This is a genomic window from Bacteroides faecichinchillae JCM 17102, from assembly GCF_000614145.1.
GTDB classification, from domain to species: domain Bacteria; phylum Bacteroidota; class Bacteroidia; order Bacteroidales; family Bacteroidaceae; genus Bacteroides; species Bacteroides faecichinchillae.
Window position 1 is genome coordinate 93,525 of record NZ_BAKK01000010.1, and the last position, 23,287, is coordinate 116,811.

Below are 23,287 nucleotides of genomic sequence, written 5' to 3' on the forward strand. Positions count from 1 at the left end.
GTTAAAAACGAATTATTACAGCAACAATACCTAAAAGTTGGTAGTTAATTATATAGACTTCTTTTGTATCTTTGTCGTTAGAAAAATGCACTCGTAAGGACTTTAATCTTACATAACTTAATTAACAACTTTATGAAAACAAATCTTAGTTCTCAAATCACTCTCCATCGGGTCTCCCCCAGATACTACAGACCGGAGAATGCATTTGAAAAATCAGTATTGACAAGACTCGAGAAAATCCCCACAGATATTTATGAATCTGTAGAGGAAGGTGCCAACTACATTGCTTGTGAAATTGCACAAACCATCCGCGAAAAACAAAAAGCCGGACGCTTCTGCGTTTTGGCACTCCCCGGAGGTAATTCCCCCAGCCACGTTTATTCGGAACTTATCCGTATGCACAAAGAAGAAGGTCTTAGCTTCCGCAATGTTATTGTGTTTAATATGTACGAATATTATCCATTAACTACTGATGCGATCAATAGCAACCTTAACGCTTTGAAGGAAATGTTGCTGGATCATGTGGATATTGATAAACAGAATATATTCTCCCCAGACGGTACTATTGCCAAAGACACTATCTTTGAATATTGTCGCTTGTACGAACAACGAATCGAAAGTTTCGGAGGTATTGATATTGCATTATTAGGTATCGGTCGTGTTGGTAACATCGCATTCAACGAACCGGGTTCACGTCTGAACTCCAATACTCGTTTGATCTTGTTGGATAATGCGTCACGCAACGAAGCATCCAAAATTTTCGGAACGATGGAAAATACCCCAATCAGCTCCATCACAATGGGTGTATCAACCATTCTCGGTGCAAAGAAAATATTCTTGTTGGCATGGGGTGAAGATAAAGCCGCAATGATAAAAGAATGCGTGGAAGGCACTATCACCGATACCATTCCGGCATCTTATCTTCAGACTCACAACAATGCACATGTAGCTATCGACCTTTCGGCTGCCATGAACCTGACACGTATCCAACGTCCATGGTTAGTGACTTCTTGCGAATGGAATGATAAGCTTATTCGTAGTGCTATTGTATGGTTATGCCAACTGACAGGAAAGCCGATTCTAAAACTGACTAACAAAGATTACAATGAAAACGGTCTGAGTGAACTTCTGGCTCTCTTCGGTTCTGCCTACAATGTAAATATCAAGATATTCAACGATCTGCAACATACTATCACCGGGTGGCCGGGTGGTAAGCCGAATGCTGACGACACCTATCGTCCGGAACGTGCAAAACCATTTCCAAAGCGCGTTGTTGTTTTCTCTCCGCACCCTGATGACGACGTTATCTCTATGGGAGGAACCATACGCCGTTTGGTTGAGCAAAAACATGAGGTACATATTGCTTATGAAACTTCGGGTAACATTGCAGTAGGTGACGAAGAAGTTGTTCGTTTCCTTCATTTCATCAATGGATTCAACCAGATTTTCAATAATAGCGAAGATCAGGTTATTAATGAAAAATATATAGAAATCCGCAAATTCTTGAAAGAGAAAAAAGACGGGGATATAGACAGCCGGGATATCTTGACTATCAAAGGTTGATTCGTCGTGGAGAAGCACGTACCGCTTGTTCTTACAATAATATCCCGTTGGATCGTTGTCACTTCCTGGATTTGCCATTTTACGAAACCGGTAAGATTCAAAAGAATCCGATTAGTGAGGCAGACGTAGAAATTGTACGCAATCTGTTGCGTGAGGTAAAGCCTCATCAGATCTTCGTAGCAGGCGACTTAGCCGATCCGCATGGAACTCATCGTGTATGTACGGACGCTGTACTTGCAGCTATCGATCTTGAAAAAGAAGAGAACGCCAAATGGTTGAAAGACTGTCGTATCTGGATGTATCGTGGTGCTTGGGCTGAATGGGAAATTGAAAACATTGAAATGGCTGTGCCTATCAGTCCGGAAGAACTTCGTGCAAAACGTAATTCTATCCTGAAACACCAGTCGCAAATGGAAAGTGCTCCATTCCTTGGTAATGACGAACGTCTGTTCTGGCAACGTAGTGAAGACCGTAACCGTGGTACAGCTACTTTGTATGACCGTTTAGGATTGGCTTCCTACGAAGCTATGGAAGCATTTGTAGAATACATTCCACTATAAGATGTATTAAAAAAATAGAAGAGTGAGGAGTTCTATACTTCTCACTCTTTTTTTGTTTATTTTTGCAGAGAAGTTCACTATGGATTAGCACTGATTAAACTATTCAGTGTAAATCCAAGAAATGGATTCAGAGTCTAATGAAGATAGCTATAGTGAGAACCTAAAAATTGAATGATGAAAAAAATAATAGTACTTGTCTTATGCCTGACAATGGGTGTAAATTTCCTTTTTGCACAGGACATTGAAAGAAATGTAAAAGAGCGGCTTACAAATTATTTCAATACATACACCACTACAACGAAAATCAGTACTCCCAAACTGAATAGTTTTGATATCGACTACGATCACAAGACAATGAATATCTATGTTTCAGAAAGTTTTGCCTATCAACCATTTACACCTGAAGCCGTAGAATTAATATATAATCAGGTGATAGCACTTCTGCCCGGTCCCGTACATTATTATAAAATCACAATTTATGCCGATGGTAAGCCGATTGAAGAGTTAGTCCCTAATCTTTACCGCAAGAAGAAAGATAAAGAGCGGATGTCTCTGGATATTGAATACAAAGGTGCTCCCTGGGTGAAAAACGATTCACGTCCTTACGAGATCTCCCGCGGACTGCAAGACCGGCATATTGGATTATGGCAAAGTCATGGAAGTTATTTCAAAAACGACAAAGGTGAATGGGGGTGGCAACGCCCCCGATTGTTCTGCACGACGGAGGACCAATTCACACAGTCTTTCATTCTTCCTTATGTCATCCCGATGTTAGAAAATGCCGGAGCCATTGTTTATACTCCCCGCGAACGGGATACACAAAAGAATGAGATCATTGTAGATAATGATACCCCCAACGCTTCTCTCTATCTGGAAGTTGGAAGTAAAAAAGCTCGCTGGACACCTGCACCTGTGAATGGCTTTGCACAAAAGAAAGCTATTTATCAAGATGGGGAGAACCCTTTTGTCACAGGGACATGCCGAATAATCGAAACAGAAAAAAAGAAAAAGAAAAATAAAGACCAAGCATTTGCCGAATGGGTTCCTACCCTACCGGAAACTGGGAAATATGCAGTGTATGTCTCATACCAAACATTACCCAACAGTGTGAGTGATGCCAAATATCTTGTATTTCATAATGGAGGAGTCACAGAATTTAAAGTGAATCAAAAGATAGGTGGTGGTACTTGGGTATATCTTGGTACTTTCGATTTTGATAAAGGCAACAACGACTATGGTATGGTCATACTCAGCAATGAGAGTAACGAACATGGCGTAGTTTGTGCCGATGCAGTTCGTTTCGGAGGGGGAATGGGGAATATCTCTCGTGGAGGAAGTATTAGCGGTCTTCCCCGTTATCTGGAAGGAGCACGATATTCAGCGCAGTGGTCAGGAATGCCTTATGATGTTTATGCCGGATACAAAGGAAAGAATGATTATTCGGATGACATCAACGTACGTTCTAATACAATCAACTATCTTTCAGGAGGTTCTGTCTATAATCCAAGTCAGCAGGGGCTGGGTGTTCCTTTGGAAATGACAATGGCACTACATAGTGATGCCGGATGCAGTAAAACAGATGAAATTATTGGCTCTCTCGGTATTTATACAACTGATTTTAATAATGGGAAGCTAAATAATGGTGTGGATAGATATGCTTCACGTGACTTAGCAGATATTTTGCTGACTCAGATTCAAAAAGATATTCATGCCAATTACAATCTTCCATGGACACGCCGTAGTATGTGGAACCGTAACTACAGTGAAACACGACTTCCTGCCAATCCGTCTACTATTATCGAACTGCTCTCCCATCAAAACTTTGCAGATCTACAATTAGGACATGATCCGAATTTCAAGTTCACAGTGGGACGTGCCATTTATAAAGGTGTACTACAATTCCTGAGCAGCCAACATGGCAACGAATACGTAGTGCAACCCCTACCCGTAAGTAACTTTGCAGTCCGTTTCGGAAAAAAGAAAAACACATTGGAACTCTCTTGGAAAGGAGAATACGATCCTCAGGAACCAACAGCTCGTCCTAAAGATTATATCGTTTACACACGTATCGGATACGGAGGTTTTGACAACGGAACATTAGTCAGCAAGCCGTCCTACACAATGAAAATAGAACCGGGACTCGTATATTCGTTCAAGGTAACAGCTGTAAATAAAGGTGGCGAGAGTTTTCCTTCTGAGATCTTATCAGCTTACAAAGCTAAACGTGAACGTGAAAGAATATTGATTGTCAATGGATTCGACAGAATCAGCGGTCCGGCTATTGTCAATACTCCCGATGAAGCGGGCTTTGATTTAAACCAAGATCCGGGTGTTCCTTACCTTTATAATATCTCTTTATGTGGAGCACAGATCGGATTCGATCGCAAACAAGCAGGCAAAGAAGGTCCCGGTAGTCTGGGGCACAGCGGCAATGAGTTGGAAGGGATGAAAATAGCTGGAAATACGTTTGATTATCCTTTTATTCATGGAAAGGCTATTCAAGCAGCAGGAAAGTATAGCTTTGTTTCCTGCAGTGATGAAGCAGTTGAGAATGGTATCATATCTTTAGAAGATTATCCGATTGTAGATTATATTCTGGGACTTGAAAAAGAGTCTCCGACAGATAAAGCCTATTATAAAACATTCTCTTCTCCGATGCAACGAGCTATTACAAGCTACTGTCAATCAGGAGGTAATCTGTTTGTCAGTGGTGCTTATGTAGGAAGTGATATGAGCGGAACACAGGGGAATCGGGAATTTACAGAGAAAATACTAAAATATGGCTTTCAAGGGAGTCTGACAGATAAGACTTCGGGACAAATTAACGGAATGGGACGTACTGTAACCATTCCACGTCTACCGAATGAAAACAGTTATGCTGTTAGCACACCGGATTGTATTGTACCAATAGCACCTGCCTTCCCAGTATTTGTATATACATCCGGAAATCAGAGTGCAGGTATCGCTTATGAAGGAGATTATAAAACTTTTGTTTTAGGATTCCCATTCGAGAGTATTCAGTCGGAGGTCGATAGAGCTACTATCATGGCAGGAATATTAAAGTTTTTATCACATTAATTATGGCATTAAACAAGATTATGATTCTTCCTATAATTCATAATTTTAGGGGAGTCTCCTGTCATAGTCCATTTATGAGAATATTATTCCCACACCCCATCTATTAATACTCAACAGAACAGTATTGACATGTTATTTTTAAAACAGTTTACTCCGGTACCAGATGATTCCAACAGAATAAATAATTTAATCTCCGACCTTCAGCAGTAGGAACCAGACGCAATTTCTGTTTGATTCCTACTTCAATCTTACGATAAACAGAGACAGGAACAGTAGCATACGGATTGAATGTGACAAATTCAAAATCAACATCTTCAATCACACCTGTTTCTGAGTTTGCATACAGAACCAATATAAAAAAATTATCCTTTATCCTGCGTTTCTCTTCTGTAGAAAAAGCGTTATTTATTATAGAATCACATTGATGGGAAAATTCATCACTGATTTCTTCATATATATCAGGAGTATCATAATCAGCAATATATTGTTTACCGGTATCTTTATATATCATCTGTTTATATATCCACTTACTGGATTTATTATAAAGAGTTACAGTTCCTGATTCTTCAACATCACATTGATAAGTGTATCCATTCTCATAGAAAGTTTTGGTTTCTGTATAATAATTAGTCTGAGCTAAAACTGATTCCATACAGAATAACATACTTGCAAACAATATTACAGCTTTCATAATCAACAATTTGTAGTTAATACTTTTATATTTTTAAAACTTATGCTTCCGATTCTATCATAGTCTATAGAATATCTATTTAAAGGATATCCGTTAGCTTGCAAAGTTGGAATTACACGATTTAGAAGTACATTCTCCAATTTAGAATTACTAATTCCTGGCAATAAATTTCCTTTTCCATCCAGAAACATATTCAATCTAACTATTTCCGTCCAGCGAGCATTGACTGTATCTCTTTTCTTCCATTTATTATTCTTCACCTGATATTCCGGGAGACTACTTTGATAAAGATACTGTGCATAATGAGTTTCAATCTCCATATTTAATTTTGCCCCCATCATGCTTTCATAAGATTCATTGTATGCTTGATATGCATGTAACATCTCATGCAAAAAATCTCCACTAACCACATTGATGTTCAACCTAATTCCACCATCTAAACTAAACGAACTGTTTCCACTGTCTATGAATTGAATAGAAAGTGTTTTTCCGCCAAGCACCTCTTTCAATTCATTATATAAAGCGTTACCCATACAATTCATTCTAATCTTTTCAATCATTCGTTCCAATACCACCCAATTTTGCTCAGTCATATTCGAATTACGAAATATTTTTTTAGCCAAAGGAGCGACAATATCTTCTGAGCTACCACTTCCTGTTCCACTAGTCCCTCCTGTCCCACTACTACCTCCTCCAGTACTACCTCCATCACCACCTACCGGTATATAGTAAATATGGAAAAGATATTGGAAACTGATATCATATCCAAGAAAAGATATTTCCCGCCGAACTTCTTCTGTAAAATGTTTCATAAAATCCCCAGGAGAATTTCCTGTCTGAGACATAAGAATAGAAAAACAAATTCTTCCATATTCAATACCACCGAACTCATATAACCTAATATTATGCTGTGCAAGCACATATTTCATTGTTTGATATACTCTATCAGGAGAAAGAGCAGACACAACGATTTCATTTCCTTCTATAGTACTAAAACTTTCAAGTTGATACTCAATATTAAAAGCTACAACTTCTTTATAAGAATTTCTTGTTGCCACTTCTTGTAATGAAGAAGATTCTTCCGGTAAAAGCATTACATATTTATTTTCCAACTTATCTGCAAATTCCACCAATGCCGGATTCACTTCCAAATGCTTATTCTTCAATTCTTTGAAAGGAATGGAATATAAAAAACGTTTTGCTACATCTACATCATTATTCAAATGATAAGCATCCATTTTGATAGGGGTACCTAATGGAGTATCTATATAAACTCTATCCTTGACTGCTGTTTTAAATGGATAATAAATAGCTCCCTCTACTTTATTCTCTTTGCCGTATGGAATAAAATAGTACACCCCATAATCTGCATTACTCATCATTTGAACATATTCATACAAAGGTTCTTGTCCCGATGAGAGCATGGTTGCAAATTGCTCATAAGCTCCTGCTTGATTCTGCAACTGTTTCAGAAAAAAAATTCCATAATGATTCCTCACTTCTGATATTGGTAATAATACATCGAAATGATCATCTCCATATTCACAACTATTGAACATAAAGTTTATCCAAACAACAGAAAAAAAAGAAAAAGTATTCGTTTTTTCATATGCAAATTATATTAAGACTCCCTACTATCAAAACGTTAAACATACTCTTTAAGGAATAACACCAGTAAGCTAGCCTATGACTAACAAACGACATGCTCTTTGACGCTATTTTATATCACGGAGGTCGCATAAATTAAATATTAATAGCTAACAATTACAAATATATGTTTTTCAGCTTATAAACACAAATATTATTGTAAAAAAATTAGTTTGAGCAATCTTTTATTTGTTTAATAATCACATTACTATCATATCACAAATAGTTTATGTAAATTATGCCGATATATCCAGCCATTCCATTATGAAAGATTTTTATCAACACGATCAGTTTCATTGGAATCGCCATGATCGTATTGCCTATGGTATCATCCATTCCGTATTCATGACGCCTTATGCAAAAATAAACGTAATTTTTAGATCACTTTTTCCACATTCACCAAAAATATCCAGATTTTTTTAATCCCTTTTTCATTTTAAATTCTATCTTTGCTCCTAGTAATAACCTTTAAAACTAGAAAACAATGTATACTATACAAGCAAATCCCAGCGGAACACGCAGCATAGAAGTATCTAATGAAAATCTGAGAACTATCGAAAAGTATGCTTTGTTCCGCCATCTTATCGACAGTAATGGTATTGTAGATGAAGACGTATTGGATAAACTAAAACTTAATGTCCGTTCCCTGATAGCCAGTCAAGAAGAAGACAGTAGAGATCTGCTAGACCTTTGTATCGATGTTATTTATCATAATAACATGAAAGCATTCGGCCTGCAACAGTTGATTAAGCTCTACCTCACTTGGCTTACTTCTCAGGATACGGAAGAAGAGGAGGAATAATGACTACTGTAGACACTTGCCAAACAACGGCTTATAGTCCATTGATTCCGGCAATCAAAGCGATTTGTGATGCTTCTCCCGGTGAGATGCTCGAAATTATCATGAACAATGCCGAAGCCTTTCAGGATTTGAAAGAATACTTATCCGAACAAGGAACCGGATTTCGGGAGATTTATGACGGAGAACAGATGACATTACAGTTTACAATCAACAAGAAGTTCTTTTAAATCTTCCTAATGATTGATGTTAAACATCCCAATGAATAAAAAAATCATTGGGATGTTTTTTATTATGACTATCTTTGTAGCATGAAAGAATATCGATTGACTGATTGGTTACCGACTACCAAAAAAGAAGTGGAACTTCGCGGATGGAATGAGTTGGATGTTATTATCCTCAGTGGTGATGCATATGTGGATCATCCTTCTTTCGGAGCTGCCGTTATCGGACGTATCCTTGAAGCCGAAGGCTTGAAAGTTGCTATCATCCCCCAACCTAACTGGCGTGATGATCTACGTGACTTCAAGAAACTGGGACGTCCACGTTTATTTTTCGGTATCTCCGGTGGTTGCATGGATTCCATGGTCAATAAATATACTGCTAACAAGCGCCTGCGCAGTGAAGATGCTTACACTCCCGACGGACGACCAGACATGCGTCCGGAGTATCCTTCCATTGTTTATAGTCAGATTTTAAAAAGACTTTATCCGGATGCCCCTGTCATTTTAGGAGGCATTGAAGCCAGTATGAGACGGCTGAGTCATTATGACTATTGGCAGGACAAAATACAAAAAAGTATTTTGTGTGATAGTAATGCTGACTTACTGGTATATGGAATGGGAGAAAAGCCTTTGGTAGATTTAGTAAGACAGATGAAATGTCTACTTTCCGAAGATGAAACTCCTTTGACTAGTAAAGACCTTAAAAAGATAGTAAAAAACACTCCTCAGGTAGCCTATCTCTGTCGTGCTACGGAATGGACACCTGCATCAGATGATATTCAACTCTATTCACATGAAGAATGTCTGGCTGATAAAAAGAAGCAAGCCAGCAATTTCCGACATATTGAAGAGGAGTCTAACAAATATGCAGCTTCCCGTATCACACAGGCTGTAGACAATAAAATCGTAGTTGTCAATCCACCCTATCCTCCGATGAGTCAGGAAGAACTTGACCATTCGTTTGATCTTCCTTATACCCGTTTGCCTCATCCTAAATATAAAGGAAAGCGGATTCCGGCTTACGATATGATCAAGTTTTCAATAAACATTCACCGGGGGTGTTTTGGTGGCTGTGCATTCTGCACTATTTCCGCACATCAAGGAAAGTTTATAGTCAGTCGTAGTAAAGAGTCCATTCTGAAAGAAATAAAAGAGGTAATGCAATTACCGGATTTTAAAGGATATCTGAGTGATTTGGGTGGTCCGTCTGCTAATATGTATCAGATGAAAGGTAAAGATGAAGCAGTCTGCAAGAAGTGTAAACGTCCTTCATGTATTCATCCCAAAGTATGTCCGAATCTAAATTCAGATCATCGACCTTTATTAGATATATACAAAGCAGTAGACACTTTGCCCGGTATCAAGAAGTCATTTATCGGTAGCGGAGTACGTTATGACCTACTTCTCCATCAGAGTAAAGACGCTGAAACTAATAAGAGTACTGCCGAATATACTCGTGAACTGATCATTAACCACGTTAGCGGGCGATTAAAGGTTGCCCCTGAACATACCAGTGACCGGGTATTGTCGATTATGCGCAAACCATCTTTTAGTCAATTTGAAACATTCAAAAAGATATTCGACCGTATCAACAGAGAAGAAAATTTGCGCCAACAGCTCATTCCTTATTTCATATCCTCCCATCCAGGTGCAAAGAAGAAGATATGGCGGAACTCGCTGTAATCACCAAGCAACTGGATTTTCATTTGGAGCAGGTACAGGACTTTACTCCGACTCCAATGACAGTCGCCACCGAAGCATGGTATACAGGATTTCACCCATACACTTTAGAACCAGTATTCAGTGCCAAAACTCAACGGGAAAAATTAGCGCAACGTCAATTTTTCTTCTGGTATAAACCGGAAGAACGGAAAAATATAATCAATGAACTCCGGCGTATCGGACGACAAGATTTGATAGATAAATTATACGGAAAGAAGCCTGGAAATAAACGCTGAAATTACTTTTAGACATATTCCATTTCCAGGCTATGATATTATATCTTATTATGACGGATTGACTGTAGAAGAACTTGGCAACGCCACAATCTCCTTCAATACACTAACCGCAGTTTCCACATTACACACATCTTTAATCAACATACTCCGTTTTCCATTTTGTTCTCTCAAATCACAACGGCGAGTATATTTCATCATATAATCAATAGCCTTGCCGAAAGCCTGACTTTGATAGAACGGACTATCAGGGTTGGACACAAAGAAAAGCGTCATACGCCCACCCTTCAAGAATATTTTTTCTGCTCCCAATCGTGCCGCCAACCGACGAAGAGGAACAATTCGAAGCAACTCTTCTGTTTCCGGAGGAACAGGACCGAAACGGTCTTCCAAACGGGAGCGGAAAGCTTCCACTTCTGTATCCAGCGTTAATCCGTCCAGTTCACGATAGAGCAACATACGCTCGCTACTTCCCGTTACATAATTTGCCGGCAACAACAATTCAAGATCACTTTCTATCTGACATTCATCCACAAACTGCTCACCACTGATTTGTCCTTCTCCCTTAATTTCATCTGCATACAGATCGGCAAACTCATCGTTCTTTAGTTCATGAACAGCTTCGGATAGGATTTTTTGGTAAGTCTCATATCCCAAGTCAGCGATAAAGCCACTTTGTTCGGCCCCAAGCAGATTTCCGGCTCCACGTATATCCAAGTCTTGCATAGCAATATGAATTCCACTACCCAAATCACTGAAGTTTTCAATTGCCTGCAAACGCCGTTTGCCCTCCGTTGTCAAGCTGCCTAACGGCGGAGCCAACAGATAACAAAAAGCTTTCTTATTGCTTCGTCCTACACGCCCTCGCATCTGGTGAAGATCACTCAATCCAAAATTCTGAGCCTGATTAATGATAATAGTATTAGCATTCGGAATATCAATTCCACTTTCGATAATAGTCGTCGCTAACAATACATCATAATCGTAATTGACAAAATCAAATATAATCTGTTCCAACTGAGCAGGTTCCATCTGTCCGTGACCGATAGCTACACGACAATCAGGGATATGATGTTCGATCATTGCTTTTAATTCCGACAAATTCGCAATTCGATTATTGACGAAGAATACTTGTCCGTTACGGCTCATTTCAAAGTTAATTGCGTCCGTAATGACTTCTTCATTAAACGTATGTACTTCCGTTTGAATCGGATAACGGTTGGGCGGCGGAGTAGAAATCACACTCAAGTCACGTGCTCCCATCAAAGAAAATTGGAGTGTACGGGGAATAGGAGTAGCCGTCATGGTCAGTGTATCCACATTCACTTTCAGTTGACGCAGTTTTTCTTTAACGGAAACTCCAAACTTCTGTTCCTCATCGATAATCAGCAATCCCAGATCTTTAAAATGGACATCTTTTCCTAAAATGCGATGAGTTCCAATCAGGATATTCACTTCTCCTTCCTTCAAGCCATTCAGCACAGCTTTTACTTGAGTTGCCGTACGTGCACGACTCAAATAATCCACGCGGCAAGGTAAATCTTTCAAACGCTCACGAAATGTTTGAAAATGCTGATAAGCAAGAACAGTAGTCGGGACCAAAACAGCCACTTGTTTATTGTCGGTTACAGCTTTAAAAGCAGCACGAATTGCCACCTCTGTCTTTCCAAAACCTACGTCTCCACAAATCAAACGATCCATTGGGCGGTCTCCTTCCATATCTGCTTTCACATCGGCAGTCGCTTTACTCTGATCAGGGGTATCTTCATAAATAAACGAAGCTTCCAATTCCCGTTGCAAAAAACTGTCAGGACTATAAGAGAACCCCTTTTCTTGACGACGTTGGGAATAGAGCTTGATCAGGTCACGAGCAATATCTTTAATTTTACTCTTGGTACGCTCCTTTAGCTTTTCCCATGCACCGGTTCCCAACTTATTCAGTCGGGGAGCTTCTCCATCTTTTCCTTTATATTTGGAAACTTTATGCAAAGAATGAATAGAAACAAAGACCACATCTTCGTTTTGGAAAACCAACTTCAAGACCTCTTGTGTGGTATCTCCATTCGGAATACGCACCAACCCTGAAAAGCGTCCGATACCATGATCAGTATGTACAACATAATCACCCGGAGTAAATTGATTCAATTCTTTCAGCGAAAGAGCCACTTTTCCGGAACGGGCTTTATCGCTTTTCAGATTATATTTATGGAAACGGTCGAACAACTGGTGATCAGTGAAAATACAAAGACGCAATGTACGATCAACAAATCCTTCGTGGAGCGTACGTACTACCGGTGTAAATTGTATTTTATCTCCCCTATCCTCAAATATCGCTTTAATGCGGTCAGTTTGCTTCACACTGTCACTACAGATATAGAGTGAATATCCCTTCTCCAAATAATCTTTGAAAGAAGAAGCTACCAGATCAAAATTCTTATGGAAGATAGGTTGTGCTGAAGTCTCAAACATCACGCTAGCATTCGGTGTTCCTGTCGGCTTATTACCAAACTCCATCCGGCGGAAATCAAGAGCACGCAATGTAAATTCACTACCGTCTATCAATTTGCCTTCTAAAGTGATTCCTCCATTTTCTTCCGCTTCCTGTACAGCAATTGCTTGTGGAGTAAGCGCTTCGTCATGTACTGCCTGAATACGTTCACGCAACCAAAGGAAGTCACGCATAGCCAGAACAGTATCTTTCGTAAGAAAGTCAAGGAAGGAAGTAGTTACATCACCTGTCACTGCCAAATCCGGGACAATTACTATCCCTTCTTTCTTTTCGTGTGAAAGTTGTGATTCGACTTTAAACGTACGGATACTCTCGACCTCATCTCCGAAAAAGTCGATACGATAGGGATATTCGGAAGCAAAAGAAAATACGTCGATAATGCTACCACGGACAGCATACTGTCCAGGTTCATAAACGTAGTCTACATATTCAAAACCATAACTATGCAGAATGTCAGTTACAAAGGTCAGATCTACTTTCTCTCCGAGATTTAGTTTAAGGGTTTTGTCACTCAATTCCTTTCGCGATACTACTTTCTCTGCTAACGCATCAGGGTAAGTAACAATACACAAGCCCTTTTCTCCTTTTTGCAAACGACTTAGAACTTCGGTGCGCAAAATCTCGTTAGCAGCATCTTTTTGTCCGTACTTAATAGAACGGCGAAATGAAGAAGGGAAAAACAATACACTTTCTGCTCCCAATACCTGTGTCAGGTCATGATAGAAATATCCTGCTTCTTCCAGATCACTCAGAATAAAGACAAAAGGACAAATATCTTGTTTTACCAAAACGGATGAGAACAAGGATGTAGCGGAAGCACACAATCCACCACAATATATGGTCTGAATCGAAGTATCCTTTAATAAACGCTTAAGAACGGCCGTATTAGGATGAACGGCATATTGTTGTTGTAACTCGGTTATTGTCATATCTAAAAAATTACTCTGCAAAAGTACGAATTTTACATGAATCTATCTCACACGAAATGTGCAGATTATGCATACCATATAAAACTAAGTCAGTGAAAACTGAACAAATAAAGTCTGTTTTCACAGCCATTTATCCTTTTCAAAGTTATATTTTTATCAATATATCCAAATTGACCCGCTTCTATAAAGAGACGATCTACAATCCATAGGATATAAAAAATTCCCTTCCCAATCAAGGATGGTAAGATAGTATATTTACTAATTCCATAATTCATGCAAATCATATTTTCATCTCCTTTCTTTGCAGGTTCTAGATTTTCTTGATAACTTGCCACTGTATTTCTTCTAAATCCGTACAATACATAATTATTTGAAGCTTGGTAACTAAAAACAATCATTTCGAAGGAAAGAAGAAACATTTTTTTTTAGTTTAAACCAATAAAATTAAACAGGCTCTCAAACTCTACTAAATAATATACATTAGAATAAAAAAGGAACCTTTTTACAGATATCTCCCAATATCATCGCGTTAAATTATCCTTAGTTCATTCATAACTAAAGGAAAAGAACTATTTTTGTTTTAAAATTTATAGTATTTATATGCAAACATCGGATAGCATCGTAATTATCCCTACTTACAATGAGCGGGAAAACATAGAGAATATCATTCGTGCCGTTTTCGGACTTTCCAAGATATTTCACATTTTAGTCATAGAAGACGGTTCGCCAGACGGAACGGCAACCATCGTAAAAACTCTGCAACAAGAATTTCCCGAACGCCTTTTTATGATCGAGCGCAAAGGAAAATTAGGATTGGGGACCGCTTATATTACCGGTTTTAAGTGGGCTTTAGAACATGCTTACGAATATATCTTCGAAATGGATGCCGATTTCAGCCACAATCCCAATGATCTTCCCCGTTTATACAAGGCTTGTTCGGAAGAAGGAGGAGATGTATCTATCGGTTCACGCTACGTAAGCGGGGTAAATGTGGTCAATTGGCCAATGGGACGGGTATTGATGTCTTATTTTGCATCCAAATATGTACGCTTCATTACAGGCATTCCGGTACATGATACTACGGCGGGATTCGTTTGTTATCGTCGCCAAGTGCTCGAAACGATTGACCTGGACAATATCCGTTTCAAAGGATATGCTTTCCAGATAGAGATGAAGTTTACCGCTTATAAGTGTGGATTTAAAATCATTGAAGTCCCTGTTATTTTCATCAATAGAGAGTTAGGGACTTCGAAGATGAATAGTAGTATTTTTGGTGAAGCCATATTTGGTGTGATTAAGTTAAAAGTTAATAGTTGGTTCCATAAATTCCCACAAAAGAAATGAAACGTACTCTGATTGAAAATGCCGTTATAATTAACGAAGGAAGAAATGTATTAGGTTCTCTGGTCATCGAAGACGATAAGATTGCTGAAATATTGGTAGGCGACCAAAAAACGATTGTTCCTTGTGATGAAATTATTGATGCAACCGGATGCTATCTTCTCCCGGGTGCTATCGACGAGCACGTCCATTTCCGCGATCCGGGGCTGACACATAAGGCAGATATTACCACTGAAAGTCGTGCAGCAGCAGCAGGAGGCGTTACTTCCATCATGGACATGCCAAATACGAATCCGCAAACTACAACTTTAGAAGCTTTGAATGAGAAATTCATACTGCTAGCGGAAAAGTCTGCAGTCAATTATTCCTGTTATTTTGGGGCTACCAACAATAACTACACTCAATTTGATCAATTGGACAAACACCGGGTTTGTGGTGTAAAGTTGTTCATGGGGTCCAGTACAGGTAATATGCTGGTAGACCGATTGGCTAGTTTGCGTAATATCTTTGGAGGTACTGATTTGTTGATTGCCGCCCATTGTGAGGACCAAGGAATTATCAAAGAAAATACAGATAAATATAAGAAAGAATACGGAGACGATGTTCCTTTAGAATTGCATCCTGTCATCCGCTCGGAAGAAGCTTGTTACCATTCTTCTGAATTGGCAGTACAATTAGCAAAGGAAGCAAATGCACGTTTACATATCATGCACATTTCTACTGCCAAAGAACTAAGCCTCTTTGAAAAAACTCCTTTAGTACAAAAGAGAATTACTGCGGAAGCCTGTGTATCTCATTTGCTCTTTACGGAAGATGATTACCAGACTTTGGGCGCACGTATCAAATGTAATCCGGCCATCAAAACAGCCAAAGATAGGAAAGCATTGCAAGAAGCCGTTAATAGTGGTTTGATTGATGCTATTGCTACCGACCACGCTCCGCATTTATTGAGTGAGAAAGAAGGAGGAGCTCTCAAAGCCATGTCCGGTATGCCGATGATACAGTTCTCACTGGTGAGTATGTTGGAGTTTGTGGATAAAGGAATCTTTACTATCGAAAAGGTAGTTGAGAAAATGTGTCATGCTCCTGCACAAATGTATGAGATACAAAAACGTGGATTTATCCGGAAAGGTTATTTCGCTGATCTTGTCCTAGTACGACCTGGAAGTGAATGGACTGTTACCAATGACTGCATTCTGAGTAAATGCAAATGGAGCCCACTGGAAGGACATACTTTCAATTGGAAAGTTGAAAAAACTTTTGTAAACGGACATCTGTTATACAGCAATGGAATTATTGATGAAGAGTATCGCGGACAAGAACTATTTTTTGAAAGATAAATAGCTTTTGAGTGTTTCATATAGATGAACACTCTGTTTCATATAGCGAAACAAAGTGTTTCATGCCTTGAAACAAATAGTTTCACCCTATTAAACTAAGTGTTTCAGCCATTGAAACCATAAGTCCCAAACCTTGAAACTAATATCCCGATTCGTTCATTTCAATAATATCATTATAGATCTCCCAATTTCCGGTGATAGGTGATAGATCGGGTGATAGGTTATTTATCAACCTATCACCACTTGAAACACCGATGAACAAATAGATTCAGAACATTGGTGATAGTTGATAGAGAAAATGCAGTTTTTTCCTATGTAGAAGAAGAATTGGAATGAAACGAATAAATCAGTCTTAACTCGTTTAATACAGTAGTTTATGATATTATCTTATAAAATACATGATGTTGCCCCCTACATTAATTGGATTTACTTTTTCCATGCCTGGGGATTCCAACCACGTTATGCAGCCATTGCCAACATTCACGGTTGTGACGTATGCCGGGCCTCTTGGCTGACAACTTTTCCAGAGGAAGAGCGAAACAAAGCTTCAGAAGCCATGCAACTGTTCAAAGAAGCAAACCGGATGCTCGATATGCTCGATGCAGACTATGAAGTAAAAACAATCTTCAAACTCTGCAAAACTAATTCAGACGGAGATAATCTGGTGATCGAGAAAGAAGAAAATCAAACAATTATTTTCCCACTACTCCGCCAACAATCTCCTAAACGAGACGGTAGTCCTTTCATCTGTCTGAGCGATTTCATCCGTCCTCTATCCACCGGTATTCCGGACACAATGGGTGTTTTTGCTTCCTGTATTGACGCGGACATGGAAGGATTATACGAACAAGATCCTTATAAACATCTACTCGTTCAAACTCTTTCAGACCGTTTGGCAGAAGCTGCCACAGAAAAAATGCACGAATATGTACGTAAAGAATTCTGGGGATATGCCAAAGATGAGAATCTGACAATACCTGACTTATTGATAGAGAACTATCAAGGCATCCGTCCTGCCGTAGGTTATCCCTCCCTTCCCGATCAATCAGTCAATTTCTTGTTGGACGAAATTCTGGATATGAAACAAATAGGAATCAGTCTCACTGAGAATGGGGCTATGCATCCTCATTCTTCAGTTTGCGGCCTTATGTTTGCACATCCCGCCTCCGAATATTTCTCTGTAGGGAAAATTGGAGAAGACCAACTCGAAGACTATGCACGAAGACGAAAGAAAAGTATTGAAGAAATGCGCAAATTCCTGGCTGCCAATTTGCAATAGTCAAGAGTTAGCTCATAATTTACTTTTTTTCGCATAACTAAAACCTAAATTAAATACATTCTACACAGAATGAGAGAATAAATAATTCTCAAATACGCGGAATATGCTACAACGTTTATTTATCTTTTTATTAATCTTTCTGATTCTACCTGACATCTATCTGTATTTCAGATTTATAGTCAAGCTAACGACTAAATGCTGGTTACGCATTCTTTATTGGTTTCCATGTATCTTGCTGACTATGGGAATTACTTATCTGGGATATTTTGCCAAAAATATACAAGCTGAGCAACAGTTCCAGTTAGTAATCGGCTGGTTCTCCATTTTCTTTTTTCTATTTACAGCTCCTAAATTGATACTAGCCCTATGTACACTGGTTGGAGTACCTTTTCATAAATGGCTACGCTGGCCCCGAACTCCATTTATATGTACCGGACTGACATTAGGACTTATCTCTATCATCATTATTATTTATGGTTCTTTTATCGGACGTACACAATTTGATGTCAAAGAAGTCACTTACACTTCTTCCCGTTTGCCACAAGCATTTGACGGATATCGCATTGTTCAATTATCCGACATTCATATCGGAAGCTGGCATGGAAATGTTTCTGCTATTCAGAAGCTAGTCGATCTGGTGAATCAGCAACACCCCGACTTGATAGTCTTTACCGGGGATTTGGTTAATCACCGTACAGTTGAATTGGATGGCTTTCAGGAAATACTAACCGGATTAAAAGCGAAAGATGGAGTTTACTCCGTATTGGGAAATCACGATTACGGTCCTTATTATCATTGGAAAGATAAGCATGCAGAAGCAGAAAATCTGTCAGACCTCAAACAAAGGCAAGCAGCAATGGGATGGAAATTATTAAATAATGAACATGATGTTCTGAAACAAGGTAACGACAGCATTGCACTTATAGGAGTTGAGAACGAAGGCGAACCTCCTTTTTCCCAACATGGTGATTTAACCAAAGCAATGCGAGGTACTGAAGGCATGTTCCAGATTTTGCTGAGCCATAACCCGACACATTGGAGAAGAGAAGTACTTCCTCAATCGAATGTAGACTTAATGTTAGCCGGACATACGCATGGCATGCAAATGAAACTGGGGAATTACTCTCCTGCTTCCTATATCTATCCGGAATGGTGCGGAATGTATTTGGAAAAGACACGAGGATTGTATGTAAATTTAGGAATCGGATACGTCGGATTGCCTTTCCGTTTCGGTGCCTGGCCGGAAATAACGGTGCTTACCCTACGACGGTAAGCACACTTTTTCCATTGACTTTCTTGTGCACCTGTACTTGAACAGAAATACGTTCACTCATTTCTTGTACGTGAGAAATGACTCCGATCTTCCGCCCTTGCATCTGCAATTGTTCCAATGCTTCCATTGCTGTCCGTAGGCTATCTGCATCGAGCGAACCGAATCCTTCGTCAATAAAGAGTGATTCTACTCTCAGGTTATTGCTCGATAAGGAAGACAATCCTAAAGCCAACGCAAGAGAAATCAAAAACGACTCTCCTCCGGAAAGCGAATAAACTGTCCGGACTTCATCACACATATCGCAATCAATTACCTGAAGTGCTAAAGTATTCGGTACTTGCTGTAATTTATATCGTTTAGATAAATAAGATAAATGCCGGTTAGCATGAAACAGCAATAAATCTAAGGTATAGCTTTGTGCAATTACTTTAAACTTCGCACCGTCAGCACTGCCTATCAGTTTATTCAGTTTTGCCCAGCGTTCAGCTTTCAGTTGTTTTTCCGCCAGTTCTTTTGCTATTTGTTCAGCAGTTACTTTGTTTTTTGCTTGTTGCAGTAACCTTGCTGTAACAGAAGCCAAGTTACTCTCAGTATTCGAATTTTCATTCTGTTGCTTTGCAATAGTTTCCGGCAACTGATCGGGAAATTCGATATGTTTTTGTTGCTCCTGCAATTCCTTTATTACGATAGAAAGTTGTTTCTTCTCTCCTTGTAAGCCGGCAAGACGATTCTGTGCCGTCTCCACCTCTTTCCGGCTTTTTTCCAAAGCTGCATTCAGTTCCTTCTCTCTTCTGATAACGGCAGCTTCCGCCTCGTCCACACTCTTTCCCTTTAATAACTGTGATCTTTCCAACCGAAGTTCTTCCAATGCTTTTGCAATTATATCGAACCTACCCTGTTCAGTAGTAACAGCAGTTTCCAAAATAGCCAACTGCTCTTTGGCAGAAACAGCTTTCTGGATCGCCAAACGGTAACGAGAGACATTCTCATGTAAAGCTGTACAATGAGTGCGCATCTGTTTAATCTCTTCATCATTCCGTTGCCATTCTGCGTAAAGATTACCATATTCAAGAATTCGTTCAGCCAGCTCCTTCAACTGATTCTTTATCTGCTCCTCATTCCCACCTTTCGGATTTTCTTGTTGCAAAGCTGCTAATTGTGTTTTTAATTGCTCTTCCACACGTTTCAAATGAGCTAAATCCCGTTGCAAAGCAATGTTCCGGTTATTGATTTGTTGATAAGTTGCAACCGTCGCATTATATTCCTGTTCCATACTTCGGAAAAGAGTATCTACCACTTCTTGCTCCTGATGATATGGATGCGTTGTACTACCACAAACCGGACATGCCTCTCCTTCCTGTAACTGTTGCCGCAAAGCTTTTACATCCTTCCCTACTGCCATACGAGCATTTTCATAAAGGCGTTGAATTGTTTTTAAAGCAACCTCCTGTTCAGCCAATTGTTGTGCACAGACAATAGTCTCTTTATCCAACTTCCCTATATCCTGTTTGGTTTTCATTTCAGTTTCAGTCAGTTGCCGTATATTCTGTAGCCGTACTAATTCATTTTTCAGCTTACTTTGAGTATCTACCAGCGACGGATAGCCGAAAGCATTTAATCGGTTCTGGCATTCCTCATGCACTTTCAGACGGTTCTCCAATAAATCTTCTTCCTTTTGGAGAATCTCTCTACTTGCTCCAATTCCAAAGTCTCTCCTTTCGCATGGTTCAATAAAAGATTCATCGAATGATATGACATTTGTAACTGACTTGTAGCAGATTGAACTACCTTTCCATATTCTGTTACCCGTAGGCGTGCATCCTGCAATATCTTTTGCGACTGGGCATAGCCGGTTTGTTGCGATTGAATCTGTATATCCAATTGACGAGCTTTCTTCAAATCTGGTTGTATCGCCTCCCACTGTGTTTTAAAATGAATCAATCCCTCCTCCTGCAATTGCAACGATCTTTGCAAAGCCACTATTTTCTCTTGTCCGGACTGTTCTTCTTCCTCTTTTTTCTTCCATAGCTCCTCTTGTGTTTTCAGTGAACGAACTATATTTAATTGAGTATTCAAGTCTCTTAACAAGTTAATTCCTGCATCACGTCTATCTGTCAATTGCTCCTTCTCTTTTTGTAAGGCGAGGAGTTCGTCTTCAGGCATTAATTCAATCACACTCATCCTACTATGAATGAGAGCCACTTCCTCCTGTGCAGCCTTATTCTTCGCAAAAACTTCCTGCGAAATTCTGGAATAAATACTTGTACCTGTAAGCTTTTCAAGCAATTCAGCTTTTGCCGTACCTCTGGATTTCAAGAAAGTTGCAAAATCATTCTGAGCCAATAATACCGTCCGGGTAAATTGCTCATAAGTCAATCCTACCAACTCTACCAACTGGGCCAACAGTTCTTTTTTAGTGCCCTGATATTCTTGATCCGTATCCAAGTCCTTCACCTCCAACACCTGTGGCTGCAAAGAACCATTCGATTTAGATCTAGTCCGCCTAACCGACCAACGAGAGCGATACCGATGTCCGTCCACTCCTTGAAAATCAACTTCCGCATATCCTTCTCCCGTTCCCCGACGAAGTAAGTTCCTTACATCAGACTGGTTAATCTGATTATCTCCCACATCTGAAAGAGGAATACTCTCTACCGAATTTGCAAACCGAGGAGCTTTATCATAGAGGGCAAGACACAAAGCATCCAGTAAAGTAGACTTTCCTGCACCTGTCGGTCCGGAAATAGCAAATATTCCCGCAGAGCGAAGAGGCTCTTCCGTAAAATCTATTTCTACACTTCCTTCTATCGAAGTAAGATTCTTCAATCGAATCGCTATTATCTTCATCCTTCTTCCTCCTCTTCTTTACGAGTTGCCGACACATATGCTTCCTGAAATAATTCAGTCAATTCACCAGGCATATCTGTCTGATAGCTCTTCTCAAACACAGATTGTACTATTTGTAAAGGAGACATTTCCTGTAAGCCTTTCATCCAAACATCATTTTCTTTTTCTACTTTACCTTCATCTTGACGATAAGTAGAAACAATACGAGCCAAACGGTAATTCTTATCTGCCAGTGCCTCTTCAACTTGCTGACGGAGCATAGGCTCAGGTTCATCCAACAAGACTTTTACTTCCAAATAAGGAGTTTCACCATTTATTACAGGCAACTCTCGTAAAGTCTTCAACACTGATTCCGGCTGCTCCGCTTCTCCATTCGGTACACTCACCAAAGAAACCGATTTCGGACCCTCAATCCGCTCTATATCAACTGTACAACCTTCATCAAAGGTTACCATCACAACCCCATGATGATAATATTTCTCCGCAAATGACATCGGAATCGGACTTCCTGAATAACGTACATTCTCTCTGCCGGAGACACGTTGTGCTTTATGAATATGCCCCAAAGCAGTATAAGCTATCTGCTCAGTAAAAACCTCCGGAGACACACATTCCAAACCACCAATAACTGTCCGTTCACTATAATCTTTTTCCGCAATCTCCGAACCTGTAGCCTGTAGATGTCCTATTGCCATAATAGACTGTCCCCCTTCCTACGCTCCCATGCTCTTTGCAATAGTTGTGTATAAAGCTTACGAACTCCCTCTGCATAAGGATTACCATCCGTCTGTACAACCGGATAATCTCCTTGCCGCAAGAAAGGAACTGCCATACAAAGCAATTCCACTTCCCCCCGACGATTCTTTAATTCTATTATTAAATGGTCATAATCAATCTCTCCTCCATCCAGTTTCCGCACCACTCCTCTTACCTCTGTCCGCATAGCCTGTAACAGTGGCAAAGGAGCCTCTAATCGTGCCGCAGAATCATGATTTCCAGCTACGATAACAATTTGCAGGTTTGGATTTTCAGCTGTCACCCGATAGATAAATTGGTAATACATTCGTTGCGAAGTTGCAGAAGGATTGGAAACATCAAACACGTCTCCGGCAATAATCAATGCATCGATCTCCTTATCACGGATCTCTTTTGCCAACCAATCCAGAAATATAGTATGTTCTTCCGTACGGTCATAACCAAAGAAAGTTTGCCCCAAATGCCAATCAGCTGTATGTAATATACGTATCATATC

Annotated in this window: 12 protein-coding genes and 4 pseudogenes; 10 read left to right on the forward strand and 6 right to left on the reverse strand. The window is 39.6% G+C overall.

The features are described 5' to 3' along the window. Nucleotides 1-132 precede the first annotated feature (132 nt). Nucleotides 133-2,123 (forward strand): annotated as a pseudogene (locus tag JCM17102_RS26635) (glucosamine-6-phosphate deaminase). A 174-nt stretch (nt 2,124-2,297) separates the two neighbouring features. Then, nucleotides 2,298-5,201: a golvesin C-terminal-like domain-containing protein gene (locus tag JCM17102_RS07435; protein WP_025074630.1), complete on the forward strand. Its 2,904-nt coding sequence runs from the start codon at nt 2,298-2,300 to the stop codon at nt 5,199-5,201. 148 nt (nt 5,202-5,349) lie between these two features. Here JCM17102_RS07435 and JCM17102_RS07440 read toward each other — a convergent pair whose 3' ends face one another. Continuing rightward, on the reverse strand, nt 5,350-5,892 hold the full coding sequence (locus JCM17102_RS07440; RefSeq protein ID WP_025074631.1) for a DUF5043 domain-containing protein: 543 nt from the start codon (nt 5,890-5,892) through the stop codon (nt 5,350-5,352). Between the two features lie 2 nt (nt 5,893-5,894). Next, nucleotides 5,895-7,451 carry a hypothetical protein gene (locus JCM17102_RS07445; protein WP_025074632.1) on the reverse strand — a complete coding sequence of 519 codons (1,557 nt, stop codon included), beginning with the start codon at nt 7,449-7,451 and terminating at the stop codon, nt 5,895-5,897. Nucleotides 7,452-8,023: 572 nt separating this feature from the next. Between JCM17102_RS07445 and JCM17102_RS07455 the strand changes: the two genes are divergently transcribed. From JCM17102_RS07455 to JCM17102_RS32655, 4 genes and pseudogenes are all read left to right on the forward strand, one after another. Further along, the gene (locus JCM17102_RS07455) at nt 8,024-8,341 is read left to right on the forward strand and encodes a DUF8442 family protein (protein WP_025074633.1); all 318 of its coding nucleotides are present in this window, start codon (nt 8,024-8,026) and stop codon (nt 8,339-8,341) included. Then, the gene (locus tag JCM17102_RS07460; RefSeq protein WP_025074634.1) at nt 8,341-8,568 is read left to right on the forward strand and encodes a sulfurtransferase TusA family protein; all 228 of its coding nucleotides are present in this window, start codon (nt 8,341-8,343) and stop codon (nt 8,566-8,568) included. The genes JCM17102_RS07455 and JCM17102_RS07460 overlap by 1 nt, the downstream gene beginning before the upstream one ends. Before the next feature lie 81 nt (nt 8,569-8,649). After that, a pseudogene (locus tag JCM17102_RS26640) lies at nt 8,650-10,164 on the forward strand (YgiQ family radical SAM protein); the annotation flags it as partial. Nucleotides 10,165-10,226: 62 nt separating this feature from the next. Continuing rightward, entirely contained in the window at nt 10,227-10,520 is a 294-nt protein-coding gene (locus tag JCM17102_RS32655) for a DUF3362 domain-containing protein (RefSeq protein WP_506256219.1), read from the forward strand. Between the two features lie 48 nt (nt 10,521-10,568). On the opposite strand, the gene mfd is transcribed toward JCM17102_RS32655, so the two are convergent. Then, a complete protein-coding gene (mfd, locus tag JCM17102_RS07470) occupies nt 10,569-13,955 on the reverse strand; it encodes a transcription-repair coupling factor (protein WP_025074635.1) in 3,387 nt (1,128 codons plus the stop codon). 89 nt (nt 13,956-14,044) lie between these two features. Continuing rightward, nucleotides 14,045-14,290 (reverse strand): hypothetical protein, encoded by a 246-nt coding sequence (locus tag JCM17102_RS07475; protein ID WP_136498354.1) that lies wholly within the window; start codon nt 14,288-14,290, stop codon nt 14,045-14,047. Nucleotides 14,291-14,555: 265 nt separating this feature from the next. Here JCM17102_RS07475 and JCM17102_RS07480 point away from each other — a divergent pair, with 265 nt between their 5' ends. The 4 genes from JCM17102_RS07480 (at nt 14,556) to JCM17102_RS07495 (ending at nt 19,188) form a co-directional block, all read left to right on the forward strand. Next, nucleotides 14,556-15,299 (forward strand): polyprenol monophosphomannose synthase, encoded by a 744-nt coding sequence (locus JCM17102_RS07480; protein WP_025074637.1) that lies wholly within the window; start codon nt 14,556-14,558, stop codon nt 15,297-15,299. Further along, a complete protein-coding gene (locus JCM17102_RS07485) occupies nt 15,296-16,636 on the forward strand; it encodes a dihydroorotase (protein WP_025074638.1) in 1,341 nt (446 codons plus the stop codon). The genes JCM17102_RS07480 and JCM17102_RS07485 overlap by 4 nt, the downstream gene beginning before the upstream one ends. A 376-nt stretch (nt 16,637-17,012) precedes the next feature. After that, nucleotides 17,013-17,915, forward strand: a complete 903-nt coding sequence (locus JCM17102_RS07490) for a vitamin B12 dependent-methionine synthase activation domain-containing protein (RefSeq protein ID WP_025074639.1) — start codon at nt 17,013-17,015, stop codon at nt 17,913-17,915. A gap of 103 nt (nt 17,916-18,018) precedes the next feature. Then, nucleotides 18,019-19,188 carry a metallophosphoesterase gene (locus JCM17102_RS07495; protein ID WP_025074640.1) on the forward strand — a complete coding sequence of 390 codons (1,170 nt, stop codon included), beginning with the start codon at nt 18,019-18,021 and terminating at the stop codon, nt 19,186-19,188. Here JCM17102_RS07495 and JCM17102_RS26645 read toward each other — a convergent pair. Both JCM17102_RS26645 and JCM17102_RS26650 read right to left on the reverse strand, forming a co-directional pair. Next, nucleotides 19,172-22,035: pseudogene (locus JCM17102_RS26645) on the reverse strand (AAA family ATPase). The gene JCM17102_RS07495 and the pseudogene JCM17102_RS26645 sit on opposite strands and share 17 nt — an antisense overlap. Beyond that, a pseudogene (locus JCM17102_RS26650) lies at nt 22,032-23,284 on the reverse strand (exonuclease SbcCD subunit D C-terminal domain-containing protein). Before JCM17102_RS26650 ends, JCM17102_RS26645 begins: the two co-directional pseudogenes overlap by 4 nt. Nucleotides 23,285-23,287: the final 3 nt, after the last annotated feature.

Coding starts and splice junctions, on each gene's coding strand:
- JCM17102_RS07440 (WP_025074631.1), bottom strand. CDS start 5,892: ATGAAAGCTGTAATATTGTTTGCAAGTATGTTATTCTGTATGGAATCA.
- JCM17102_RS32655 (WP_506256219.1), top strand. CDS start 10,227: ATGGCGGAACTCGCTGTAATCACCAAGCAACTGGATTTTCATTTGGAG.
- JCM17102_RS07455 (WP_025074633.1), top strand. CDS start 8,024: ATGTATACTATACAAGCAAATCCCAGCGGAACACGCAGCATAGAAGTA.
- JCM17102_RS07495 (WP_025074640.1), top strand. CDS start 18,019: ATGCTACAACGTTTATTTATCTTTTTATTAATCTTTCTGATTCTACCT.
- JCM17102_RS07435 (WP_025074630.1), top strand. CDS start 2,298: ATGAAAAAAATAATAGTACTTGTCTTATGCCTGACAATGGGTGTAAAT.
- JCM17102_RS07480 (WP_025074637.1), top strand. CDS start 14,556: ATGCAAACATCGGATAGCATCGTAATTATCCCTACTTACAATGAGCGG.
- JCM17102_RS07445 (WP_025074632.1), bottom strand. CDS start 7,451: ATGTTCAATAGTTGTGAATATGGAGATGATCATTTCGATGTATTATTA.
- JCM17102_RS07460 (WP_025074634.1), top strand. CDS start 8,341: ATGACTACTGTAGACACTTGCCAAACAACGGCTTATAGTCCATTGATT.
- JCM17102_RS07490 (WP_025074639.1), top strand. CDS start 17,013: ATGATATTATCTTATAAAATACATGATGTTGCCCCCTACATTAATTGG.
- JCM17102_RS07485 (WP_025074638.1), top strand. CDS start 15,296: ATGAAACGTACTCTGATTGAAAATGCCGTTATAATTAACGAAGGAAGA.
- mfd (WP_025074635.1), bottom strand. CDS start 13,955: ATGACAATAACCGAGTTACAACAACAATATGCCGTTCATCCTAATACG.